The 12,719-nt window shown below is 35.2% G+C and carries 6 protein-coding genes; 4 read left to right on the forward strand and 2 right to left on the reverse strand.

The window, feature by feature from the left end; translation table 11 throughout:
• Nucleotides 1-5: 5 nt before the first annotated feature.
• The 4 genes from P5P89_RS20670 to P5P89_RS20685 are packed head-to-tail and all read left to right on the forward strand — an operon-like array spanning nucleotide 6 to nucleotide 7,451.
• Complete coding sequence (locus P5P89_RS20670; RefSeq protein WP_278010024.1) at nucleotides 6-3,359, forward strand: SusC/RagA family TonB-linked outer membrane protein; 3,354 nt, start codon at nucleotides 6-8, stop codon at nucleotides 3,357-3,359.
• Nucleotides 3,360-3,362: 3 nt separating this feature from the next.
• The gene (locus P5P89_RS20675; protein WP_278010025.1) at nucleotides 3,363-4,841 is read left to right on the forward strand and encodes a RagB/SusD family nutrient uptake outer membrane protein; all 1,479 of its coding nucleotides are present in this window, start codon (nucleotides 3,363-3,365) and stop codon (nucleotides 4,839-4,841) included.
• Nucleotides 4,828-6,300, forward strand: coding sequence for a hypothetical protein (locus P5P89_RS20680; RefSeq protein ID WP_278010026.1), 1,473 nt, complete (start codon nucleotides 4,828-4,830; stop codon nucleotides 6,298-6,300). The genes P5P89_RS20675 and P5P89_RS20680 overlap by 14 nt, the downstream gene beginning before the upstream one ends.
• Before the next feature lie 2 nt (nucleotides 6,301-6,302).
• Nucleotides 6,303-7,451, forward strand: a complete 1,149-nt coding sequence (locus P5P89_RS20685) for a cytochrome-c peroxidase (RefSeq protein WP_278010027.1) — start codon at nucleotides 6,303-6,305, stop codon at nucleotides 7,449-7,451.
• A gap of 97 nt (nucleotides 7,452-7,548) precedes the next feature.
• Here the strand turns inward: P5P89_RS20685 and P5P89_RS20690 are convergent, their stop codons facing one another.
• A complete protein-coding gene (locus P5P89_RS20690) occupies nucleotides 7,549-9,399 on the reverse strand; it encodes a rhamnogalacturonan lyase (protein WP_278010028.1) in 1,851 nt (616 codons plus the stop codon).
• A gap of 280 nt (nucleotides 9,400-9,679) precedes the next feature.
• Nucleotides 9,680-11,875 carry a hypothetical protein gene (locus P5P89_RS20695; protein ID WP_278010029.1) on the reverse strand — a complete coding sequence of 732 codons (2,196 nt, stop codon included), beginning with the start codon at nucleotides 11,873-11,875 and terminating at the stop codon, nucleotides 9,680-9,682.
• Nucleotides 11,876-12,719 lie beyond the last annotated feature (844 nt).

Consider the following 12,719-nt stretch of genomic DNA (forward strand, 5'->3'; position numbering starts at 1 on the left):
AAAACATGACATTTACGAAAAAAAATTCAAGAAAAATTATATTTTTCTTAGCTCTTCTCTTATTCTGTTTTAAAGGTTTTTCGCAAAAAAAGCCGATTACGTTACATTTCAACAACGAACCTATAAACCTAATTATCAAGTCTATTGAAGACCAAACAGACTTCAGGATTATTTACAATGCAAAAAAAATTGATACAGATCAAAAAGCCACTATCAATGTGAATAGTGCTTCCTTAGAAACTGTTTTAACAAAATTATTCAAAGGCAGAAATATTTCTTTTTACATTCAGAAAAAACAGGTTTTATTAACGAGTTCTGCTCCTGCTCCAACAGATAGTTCCGAGGAAGCAGAAAGAACAATCAAGGGAGTTGTACTGAATGCTAAAGATAAAACGCCTCTTCCCGGAGCAACAGTAATGGTCAAAGGAACCGGAAGAGGTGCTATAACGGATATTGACGGACGATTCTTTTACCAGCTAAAAGAAAAAAACATTGATAATGTGGTGCTTCAGGTTGTACTTCTCGGAATGGTAACTCAGGAGCAGGAAGTTGGAAGTAAAAACAATTTTACATTTTATATGGAAGAAGCTGTAGATGAACTGAATCCGGTTATTATTACATCATCTTACGGAACAAAAAAATTAAAAGAAGAAATTGTAGGAAGTATTTCAACTATTACGGCAAAAGATATCCCTGTCCATCAAGCCTCAGAAAGTATTGATAAAATGCTGGAAGGGCAAATGGCTGGTGTTTTAGTTGAAAATACTTCTGGCGTTGGCGGACCTGTAAAAATTAATATTCGCGGACAAGGAACTTTAAAACCTTTAAATGGAAATCTTATAAGTACATCATCACAGCCTCTGATTATTATTGATGGTATAATTATGACTGAAGAAACTGGTATTGATAATGGTTTCTTTACTGGAGTTGGAGCTGACGGTGAAACGTTATCAAACCCTCTGGCAAGAATCTCTCCGGATAATATTGAAAGTTTTACCGTATTGAAAGACGCTGCCGCAGTGGGTTTATATGGTGCAGATGGGGCAAATGGAGTAATCTTAATTACAACTAAAAAGGGAAAAAAAGGAAAAACTAAATTTAGTTTTTCTAATCAACTTGGAACGTCTACTGCTATTAATCAAATAAAATATTTAAACGGTGCTCAATATGCTGAACTTAGAAATGATTATTTAAAAAACACAACTGCAAATCATGTCATGGTCCCTTATAACGGTATTAATACAAATTGGTTTGATTTATTAAATAATTCCGGAATTTACAACAAATATAATTTTAGCGTTTCAGGATCTACTTCAAAATTTTCTTATAATACAAATTTAACGTACTTAAATATAGATGAACCTCAATTGGGCAATACAACAAAACAATTGAATGGTGGAATAAATTTAGGATTCAGAGCTTCAAAATGGGATATAAATCTATCCCTTAATCCTAGTTACATCAAAAAAGATGCTCCAAACATTTATTATGATTTTGCTTATTTACCCAATCTTTCACCATATAATGAAGACGGTACTTACTCTAAAGTGGGATTAAATGGTATAACTGGCGGAAATCCTCTGGCTGCAATTGAACAAAATAAAAATGTAACCGATTCATATGGGATATTAGGAAGTTTGAGTTTGGGATATGAACTAAATAAAAACATCAAATTTTCAACTTTATTTGGTATTGATTATAAAGATAAAACTCAGGATCGTTATTTTTCTGCTGAAAATGAAAGTGGTCAGGCCAATGGCTCTTTTACTTACGAAGGAAATATTTATCCGGCTTGGGGAAGACGTGTGATCAATGAACGAAATTCAAGCAAATGGAACTGGCAGGGACAAGCATTATTTAATAAACAAATCAATCAAAACAATGCTATAGATGGTGTCATTGGATCTGAACTTTCTGAAGAAAGAACCAATTTTAACTATTCATCAGCCAGAGGTTTTACGAATCCAAATGTAATTAACGATATCGGGGATGCGATTCAGGATGACGACCTTTTAACTCCTTTAGTGGATGAATCCAAAGCAAGACAAGCTTTTGAAAGTGATATTAATTATAATTCGAGAGTTTCCTTCTTTACTCAAATCAATTATAATTATAAGAAAAAGTATTATTTCTTAGGAAATATTAGACGTGATGAGAGTTCCGTTTTTGGAAACGATACAAATGTTGCCTTAAACAGTGGTGCAGGTCTGGCATGGATTGCTAGTAATGAAGACTTTTTAAAATCAAGTTCCTGGATTGATTTTCTAAAACTAAAAGTAAGTTATGGTTCTACCGGTAATTCAAGAATTGGATCATATAGGTCTAAGGGACTTTATAATATTTTGGAAAACGGTTACAATGGTGGTGAATATGCAATTCCGACCGATGCTCCTAATGGTAATTTAAAATGGGAAAAAAATAAAAAATTTAATGCTGGTGTAGATTTTAATGTTTTCAATACTATAGAATTAACATTAGAATATTATTATGATGATCTAAGTGATTTAATTACGGGAAGAGATATTCCAATAGAAGCCGGTTATGGATCTGTACAGCTAAATGCAGCAAGCATGTATAATAAAGGTTTTGAATTGAGTACTCGAATCAAATGGCTTCGAAAAGGTAAATTTAAATGGACAACTGCATTTAACGTATCAACTGTAGACAGTAAAGTAACTGATTTGGTAGGATTAGGAAGCGATTATTCTATATCGTCAATTGCGCTCGCTCAAAAAATTGGTTACAGCACCACAACAATATGGGGCGCTAAGTGGGCTGGAGTTGATCCTGCAACTGGAAGGGATTTGATAAATAAAGGAGGTCAAATTTATGATGCGGCAGCCTACAACAGGACTTTTACGGCGGCAGATTGGGAACCTATTGGCGACTCACAGCCTAAAGCTTTTGGGGGTTTTAATAATAGTTTTTCTTTAAACAACAGTATTACATTAGGTATAACAGGAGCATTTCAATGGGGTGGAGATAAATTAGTTTCTGACCAGATTATTTCGAAATATCAAACTACTTCTAACCGAAATATGTCTGTAAATGCTTTTGACTATTGGAGAAAACAGGGGGATGTTGTTTCTCAGCCAGCACCCGGCAATACCGCATTACTACCTAATTTGGATAGGAATATTTATGATGCCACCTATATTAAAATCAGTAACATTAACTTAAGTTATAATGTTCCTGTAAAAAATACTTTTCTGGATAACTTAACTGTTTTTGCAAATGTTTCAAACGCACTGTATTGGTATAAAGAAAAGAGTCCGTCAGGAATGAACGGTATTAGGGAATTCAGTTACACTTATCCGCAAGCCAGAACTATTTCGTGTGGTATTAATACTAAATTTTAAAAGATGAAATATTTAAAAACTTCCATAAGATTAAAATTTATAATGCTCTTTGCAATAAGTTTTTTGCTGCAAAACTGTAGCGATTTTTTAGAACAAGAACCTGGAGACAAAACTTCTATTACAGAACAGCTAAAAGATAAAAAAGGGGTATTAATGGCATTAAACGGCCTATACCTGACTCTTAAAAATAATGTGAGTGGTGAAATATTTTCTGTTTATCCAGATTTGCAAGGAGGCAATATAAAATTTAGCCCTTCTCTGGGATCAAGTACTAAAGGAGAAATTACTATTCCTGAAAACATTAAAGAAATATATTCTTTTGAAGATGAATCTGCTGACTCTAATTTTAAATTATTCTATACAAGTGGCTACAGCATTATCAATCAAGCAAATCTTATTTTAGAATATACAGATGCAATAAATGATGCTACTGACGCAGAAAAGAGCCAAATAAAAGCTCAGGCTTTGACTATTAGGGCTTACATGCATTTTTTGCTAAGCGAAGTCTATAGTCAAAATTACGGATATACTCAGGATGCTTCTCATATGGGAATTGTTTACAGTACCCACTCGATTAGTAACGGTATTACTTATCCTGCAAGGGAAACTGCTGCCAATACTTATTCTTTGATTATAAATGATCTTAAAACATCTCTGGATTTATATAGTAATACGGTTCTTTTCGATGGCCCTGCCTATTCTTATTTTAATAGTAACAGTACAAAAGCTTTGTTGGCCAGAGTTTATCTCTCTAAAAAGGATTGGAAAAATGCTTATGATACGGCAAATGATGTAATCGAAAATTCTGGTGTAAGCCTGATAAGTTCTGCTGATTATATTTCACAATGGGAAAAGATAGACCTACCTACATCAGAAACCTTATTAGAATTTTCTGTAACTAAAAATACCGATGGATCTTTTACCGGATCATTATCATCCTATTTTGGATATACTTTTGATACTAATTATGAAAGGTATACAGCATCGCAGGATTTGATTGATCTGTATGAAACCAATGATATTAGAAAACAGTTGTTTTTAGTAAAACCACTTTCTACATTGGTGAATTTACAACCGGTAATGCTTAACTATTATTTTACTAAAAAGTTCCAGGGAAATCCCGGATATGTGGCATTTAGGTTAAGTGAACAATATTTAATAAGGGCCGAAGCATCAATAGGACTTAATAACCCGGAACAGGCAAAGAAAGATATTAATATTATAAGAGAAAGAGCAAACGCTGCTTTATTAACTACTACAGATAATATTGCCGAAGCTTTGTTTCTGGAAAGAAGAAAAGAGCTTTGTTTTGAAGGGCACCTGTTTTTTGATATAGCAAGGAACAAAAAGGATATTTCTCGTACTGATGGCTGCATATCGTTAAACTGCGGACTCACCTACCCATCACCTAAGTATGTATTACCAATACCACTAAATACTCTTTACGTTAACTCAAACTTAGAACAAAATGAATCATATTAAAATTATATCTGTATTAAGTATTGCTGTAACATTATTTACTGCTTGTTCTAAGGACGATTATAGATTAGACTCAAAAAACTTTGACCCTTTTATAAGGTTTAATTTATTAGTAAACTCTACTAGCAACGTTCCACTGGAATATCCATCTGTTAATACCGTTTTGGCTCCTGTAGTTAGTTTTGAAAACAAATCGGTAAAAACGTTAAAAGTACCGGTAACATTAAGTTCAATACCTTTAAAATCTGCTATTACAGCAAAATTTAGTGCTGTTACTTCCGGAGATGTAAATAGTTTTAGTATAGAACCTACAAACGAATTACTTTTTGAAGGAAATAAATTAACCGATACCATTTTTCTTTCTTTTGAAAAAAGATGGAAAGAAAAACAAACTATTACCTTAAAATTAGAAAGCACTTCTGATCCTGAAATTCATATTGGTAATTTAAATACATCTGTTTCAAATGACGTCCTAACAATCACATTAGGCGAAGTGAGTACACCGTATTCATTGTCAGCAAATAGAATAGTTGTAAAAGGAGCTGCTGGCGAAAGAATTGACTTTAAAGTAAATTTTCCTAACGGATTTATTCCTTCAGAAATTGAAAATCTTGCTATTTTCAAATTTCTAAATGGCTTTGATTATTCTTTAACTCATGATGACTTTGGGGATAACAGAAAATCAATTACCTATCACTTAACTCTTTTAGAAGATATTCAGGAAGACGATGTATATTATGAAACCAGCATTACACTTGTAAATGCAGGAGATTATATTGCTACGGGAACGAGTGTCTTACAAATCGTTAAACCTATAAAATCGAATCGTGATATTCTTGCAAATCCTGCTTCTAAATTCTATGATTTATCAAATCAATTTTACCTGACATATGGTGAAAACTGGTTTGATAGAAGTGGTACTTGTGCTTGGCAGGCTTTTAATGCTTTTACTTTTCCTGTGGTAGTAACAAAGGATAATGAAAATGCTATCTTGTATAGTGACAAAGGAAACACAAACCCTAATGATGATGTTTACCATGATGCTTTTAAAATTGGGTTTAATGTATCTACCGGTACTAATACAACCAATTCATTTAATCTAAAAAGATGGTTTTCTAACGAAAGTACTACTAGCGCAAACTCACCAGGATTTAATATTACATCAGCATTAGAATTTTTTCCTGAAAACGGTAACAGCAAAACGAATGGAAAAGTTCTCGTAATTCCTCAATATATCACAATTACCGGAACGAATAAAAACAGCTATAGTATTGCAATTTCAGGTCAAGGAACTTACAAAGAAATTAGTACGGGTTTATTTGAAATTTCTTTTGAATTGAAATTAACCAACGATAAACTTTTTGGAGGAACAGTCTCTTCTCAATATAGGATTTACAATAATAAAGTTTATCCAACATTAGCACCTTTAAATGAATCTTGTCCTAAAGAAGTTACATTATAATTATGAAATTAAAAAAATTAATAATACCCGTTTTACTGCTTTTGAGTTTAACAGCATACAAAAGCATCGAACAACCTGATTACATCGATATTACGGAATTACGAAAGCTATATTCCAACGGAGATGCATCAAAATGGCCTGCTGCAGAATTGCATGAAAGCATAGACAAATCTAAATTTCAGGATATCGGTGTGCTCCCTGCAGTTCCTTATCCGGCTTACAACCCCTATTCTAAAGAAAAAGAAAGTCTTGGTAAAATATTATTTTTTGATCCTAGATTATCCAATAGCGGACAAATTGCCTGTGCTTCCTGCCACAATCCTGAACTGGGATGGACAGACAATTTAACCCGTTCTTTTGGCCACGACCGCCAGAACGGAAAACGAAATTCGATGACCATTTTAAATTCAGCTTACGCTACTTCCCTATTTTGGGATGGCCGAGCGAAGAGTTTAGAAGATCAGGCGCAATTTCCTGTTGGCGATCCTCTAGAAATGAATGAAAAACTAACGATTGCAGTAAGCAAAATCGGAAAAATAAAAGGGTACAACCCTCTTTTTGAAGCTGCCTTTGGAGATAAAAAAGTGACCCTTGAACGAATTCAGTATGCCATAGCAACATTCGAAAGATCCATTAACAGCCCAAAAAGCAAATTTGACCATTTCGTTAGCGGAAAATCAGAAGCTTACACAGACCAACAGGTAAAAGGACTGCACTTGTTCAGAACGAAAGCACAATGTATCAATTGCCACAATACACCTTATTTCAGCGACAATCAATTCCATAATGACGGACAGGTTTTATTCGGAACCAAAAATGAAGATTTCGGTCGCTATAATGTGACGAAAGACGTAAAAGATATTGGCAAATTCAGAACACCTACGCTTCGTGAAGTAGTCAACACAAGACCATGGATGCACCACGGACATTTCCCTACTTTACTGGATGTTGTAGAATTGTATAATCTTGGAAACCCATCTCCTGTTCAGAAAAAATATTTAGGAACAGCACGTGATACCTTAATTCCGAAAGTAGATCCAATGCTTAAGAAATTAAATTTAAGTAAAGAAGAAATTAGCGATCTTCTGGCTTTTATTGAAACTTTAAGCACGCCAACAAGAAGAATTATGACTCCGGAACTTCCTAAATAAAATAGCGATAAAAAGTTTGTTTTTTGCCCCAATAAATCACAAACCTAAAAAGTCCGTTTCATGTATTTGAAACGGACTTTTTTATTTATTTACAATCTTATTTCTTAGCAACCAGAACAATATTAGGTTTTGGAGCTGGCTGCATAGCGCTTCCAAAGTAAAAACCGGTATGAGGCGGCTGATTATACCCTACGTTTTGCCAGGCAATACTCAAACGATATTGCGGATCATGCATTAAAGTATATTGTTTTACATCTGTTGGAATGGTAGTCGAATAAATTCGTAATTCTTTATTGTCTTCGCTTCTTAAAATCAATTCTTCTCTCCAGTCGCCCAAAATATCAGCAGAAAGTGCCGGAGTTGATTTGGTGCCATTATTCGAAACCGCTCCTGTTGCCGTAAACAATCTGCCTTTGCCGTATTTGTCTATATAATTCGAGTTTAAAAGTTCCCTTGAAGTATCGCCATCCCAATAAATAAGGAAATTAATAGATTTCGGGGCGTCGCCAATTTTGTTTCCTTTCATATCATATAAAAACGGAGAACCGGACCACCAGCATTGTGCACCTTTTCGGGTTGGATCTATGTTATCTGCTACACCGCGACCAACATCTTCATTCAAAGAATCGGTAAACAGAACTTTTCCGTCAGCGGCCGAAAACACAGCTACACCCGGACCTGTTGTTTTATTTTCAATTTCATGGATTCCAAAAGCTTCTAAACCTGGAATTTCTGGATCCAGATCCGAAACATGTAAAGCATCGCCATGCCTAAAACCTGTTGTGTACAATCCTTTTCCGTTATCATCTACGCACATTGATCCATAGACGATTTCATCTTTTCCATCGTTATCAACATCAGCCACAGTTAATCCGTGATTCCCCATTCCGGAATACGGATTCTCAGCATCTTTACTATCGAAAACCCATCTTGAAGTCAGTTTTTTATTTTTAAAATCAAATGCTGCTAAAACCGTTCTGCCGTAATATCCACGGCACATTACAACGCTTGGGTGGATCCCGTCTAAATAGGCAACACATGCTGTAAAACGGTCAATCCTATTTCCTTTGGTATCGTTTCCTCCGCTTCCTCCATGTCCGCCCCAGCCTGCCAAATCACCACGCTCCGGAATATAATCCGTTGTTGTAACCAGTTTTCCGGTTCTTCCATCAAAAACAGAAAGATATTCAGAGCCTTTTAAAATCTTACCAAACGTTCCCGATTTTGGGTCTCTGTCTACCCAGTCTTTTGAAGCATCTCCAACCACATTGCCCTGACTATCTGTAGTTCCGTCAGCAGTTTTGCAAACCAATTCTGAAATTCCGTCACCATCCAGATCATAGACCATAAACTGTGTATAATGCGCGCCTTCGCGAATATTTTTACCTAAACTAATCTGCCATAAAAATTTTCCTTCTAAAGTATACGCCTGAAAAATAGGAGGATCAGTAATACCGGTATGTGAATTATCATGTCCTTTTCCGGTCATGTGAACTATTAAATCATACTTCCCGTCTCCATCCAAATCACCCGTAGAAAGATCATTCGGAATATAATCTTCAACTGGTTTTATAGCTATAGATAAATAATTTTTATCAGGACTTGAAGCCGGAATTGTAAAACTCCCTTTTACATCTGTTTCTTTTCCTTTTAAAACCGTTTTTACAAACCAGGTATTTTCTTCTTTCTCATTGGCTTTGACATCAAGAAAATTAGTTGCTCCCGTTATCGGTTTGTCGTTTAATTTTATGGCTTTCTTAGAACCGCTTTTTCGATATAAATTAAAAGCCAGATCATCAGCATCTGTTCCTAAAACACGCCAGCTGATAAAAAACTGTCCTTTGTCTTTTATGGCAATGACGCCACGGTCTAAACTTTCCATTTGTCTTTGGGCAAACAAAATTGAACCCGACAAAAGGAATAACGTTACTAAAATTTTATTTTTCATAATTGGTTTTGGTTGGTAAAGTTTTATGCCTGTATAGACTCGTTTTAGCAAGAATGGTTTATTTTGAAATACTATCAATCTATAGTTTTCCTATCATTTCGACGAAAGGAGACTCAAGCGATAGCGAAAAGGCAAAGCAAATCACATTAGAAATTCCACAAAGAAATGGTCAATCTTTGTCGAGTTACGTGTGTGATTTCTCCTCCGTCGAAATGACAAACTAGGCTAAAAAACCAGACTTAGCACCTCAGAATCTTAGCAGCTTAACATCTTCAATAAACTAAAACATCTTTTTAAATCCTTCGCTTTTTACTTTCCATGTTCCGTCTTTAGGAAACCCTGGGTTTTCAATTGTATTTCCCTCCCAGCCGGCACACATCATAGCAACCGCTGTCAATACACCTCCGTTACCCGGAAGATAAAGCGTTAGTCTTGGCGATTGGTAATTATGTCCGTTTTTTAAATACGTATTGGTCACTACATTCATAAAAAGAGCGTCAACTGCTTTTTCAGGCATTTGCAAACGGGCTGCTGACATTGCTGTCATTGGGAAGTCCCAACCCCAGGTTTTGTCCCATGACCAGGTATTCCAAACTAAATCAAAAGTATTTTTCATGATTTTTTTATCCAGAAGAGAAGTCTCCGGAAGCATTCCGTAAGTCCCTAAAACTGATGGATGGTCGGTTTTAAACTCCGGATTGGTATAAGAATCAGTAGCGCTTTCTGTTGCCAGATAAACATCTTTAGCAATTGGTAAAGGTGATAATTTAGCCAAAACTGTTTCCCACTTTTCAGGCACTTTCTGGTTTAGTTTTTTCTTCCAGTTGATAGCTGTTTTTAAAGCCCAATTCCAATATGCCAGTTCATATGTTGGATTAAATGTTTCAATGGCTTTGAATCTTTCCTGCGCCGGAATAATGCCCGGTCCTAAAACGTAACGATCATTTTTATTGTCATAATTAGCGAATGAAGCCATAAAATCTGCCGTAGCAAAAACACGCTCGCTGTATAAATTTAAAGTTGCTGCTGTTGGTTTTGCCTGATAAATTAAGTCGGCGTAGGTAATGAAATGCGGTTGCTGCCAAATCAGGAATGCCCCAACCGATGACGGACTTTCATTTCCATCATAATCTGTCATTTTTTGCCATCTTGCGCCTTCAAAACCTTGTCTCTTGGCGATATTTTTAGCCTTTTCAAAAACTTTCTGATACCACGGAAGGCTTTTTTCCAGTAATTCCGGTCTGTCCCAAAGTGCAAAATGTACACCATGCCACCAATGCATTTCTAAGTGTGGTTTCCCGAACCAGCTATTGTAAGTCAAACCCGTTTCCTGTGGCGGAACTTTTCCGGTACATTGCAATTTGGTAAGGTACTGGGAAAGGATTACGCGTCTTTCCAATTCATGTGCACGTTTGTCTGTACTTCCCGAAAAATCTACTGCTGCGCCACTTTTCCAAAAGGATTCCCAACCAGCGATACTGCTTTTTTCAATTGCTTGAAAAGAAGGAATTACAGATTTATTTTTATCTGTTTGAATGAATGAACAACTCAATTCAATTGTATTACTATTTGAAGGTTCTACAACAAAATAGTGTTTTGCTTTTTCTTTAATCGATGCAGTTCCTTTCCATTTCAAATTAATATCATACGAAATACTGTCCATTACGTGTGTAATGGTAGCTTCTGATTTATTTTTGATTTTCAGATTGCTTTTATAATCTTGTTTTCCTCCCCATTTTTTCCCCATCTCAGTCCCCGCAATAGCAACGGCTGAAATAGTTACATCCTGTTTTTCTTCCCATTTCGTACCCATATCACCCCATAGTCCTGTTGGAAAAGGGATTCGAACACGAATTTTCAAACGCCCTTGTTGAATTAAATCTGATTCTACCTTAAAGCCTAAAGCATCTTTTGTCTGATCACAAGCAGTTATCACTTTCACAGAAATGTCTTCAACCTCAAAATAACTCTCAATTTTTCCTGTCCATAAATTCAGCTTTTGATTAATGGTTTTAATATCTTCCGGCTTTACCAAACTGCCGTCTTTTTTGGTGATTTCAAAACCTATATTTCCCAATTGCAATAAATGCGGGTTTTGACGAAACCATTCGACTGCTTCTTTTTTTCGTGCAGGTTCTTTAATTTGTGTTGAATATGAAATCTTACGACCATACTGATCTACGTCTTTTAGAGTCTCAGAAAACTTATAATTCTCAGTATTTTTATAACTGTCCCAACCCCATTCCGATTGCGTTCCAAGCGGAATCCCGTTTTGGTATTTTTCCGGAAAACTTTGCAATCCTGTAGCATCTACCGTAAATGCAAAGCTCCCATTTCCAACGGTTAAAGAAGCTAAAGTATCTATTGCAGTAATTTGAACATTGTGTCTTGTTACCAATGCTTTCCTGTCTATTTTTTGTTGTGAAAACAAAGAAATCGACAACATCAAAAAAGACAGGGAGAATATTTTTTTCATATGTAGCTATTTATTATTTTTTTATTGGTCATGTGTAATTTGCATATCTTCGATGGTATTTATAACCAACCTTTTAGTCATGCTCATTTCATATAGCAGTTAATTTATTTCGAGTTGATTGATATTGATTTTTGAAATTGATATTGACATTGAATTCTTTTTATCTAATTAGAGTCGCACTCATCAGCCCAATAACCACATCATTGGCGATTGTTTTAACAGTAAGACTTTTCAAGGTTTTATTTTTGTTCAAAGACAAATCCAGAATTGTCCCTGCGCCACCATCAATTCCAAAATTAGAATATCCTTTTATAGTGGTAAAATCTTTGAAGGTTCTCGAAATTTCACCCGATTTCAGATAAACCCTTGGCGGTTTTGGAGCATCTGTTGTAAAGGCAAGTCCGTCAACAAAATAATCCTGTTCGATTGGCCACCAATTTTCAGGATTTTTCAACTGTAAAATTTCAGAAGTACCATCTGTATAATTTACTTCAATTTCACCATTTACAATTCGGCTTTGCATTGGATTAGTCGTTCCTGCCAACATAAAATAAATATGCGAAGCTTTTCCGTTTAACGGAATATTGACACTTTTTGGAAAATTATCCCACTGAGATGTAAAAACAATATTTTTTTGATTTTCATCAGAAGGAGTTTTGAAAACAATTCCTTCAGGAGTCGTAATTTCTCCATTTAACTTCGCTTTTTGACGTAGTCCTGAATCATCCAGTTTTACAGAAACATTTGGGTAACACCAATTTCCGATTCCGTTTGTCGGAAGCTGTAAAGTTACCGTTTGCGGTCTTGGAGACAAGTACTTTTCGTTAAAAACATCTGTCACTTT

Origin of the sequence: Flavobacterium gyeonganense (genome assembly GCF_029625295.1) — a bacterium.
Taxonomy (GTDB): domain Bacteria; phylum Bacteroidota; class Bacteroidia; order Flavobacteriales; family Flavobacteriaceae; genus Flavobacterium; species Flavobacterium gyeonganense.

Coding starts and splice junctions, on each gene's coding strand:
- P5P89_RS20685 (WP_278010027.1), top strand. CDS start 6,303: ATGAAATTAAAAAAATTAATAATACCCGTTTTACTGCTTTTGAGTTTA.
- P5P89_RS20680 (WP_278010026.1), top strand. CDS start 4,828: ATGAATCATATTAAAATTATATCTGTATTAAGTATTGCTGTAACATTA.
- P5P89_RS20675 (WP_278010025.1), top strand. CDS start 3,363: ATGAAATATTTAAAAACTTCCATAAGATTAAAATTTATAATGCTCTTT.
- P5P89_RS20670 (WP_278010024.1), top strand. CDS start 6: ATGACATTTACGAAAAAAAATTCAAGAAAAATTATATTTTTCTTAGCT.
- P5P89_RS20690 (WP_278010028.1), bottom strand. CDS start 9,399: ATGAAAAATAAAATTTTAGTAACGTTATTCCTTTTGTCGGGTTCAATT.
- P5P89_RS20695 (WP_278010029.1), bottom strand. CDS start 11,875: ATGAAAAAAATATTCTCCCTGTCTTTTTTGATGTTGTCGATTTCTTTG.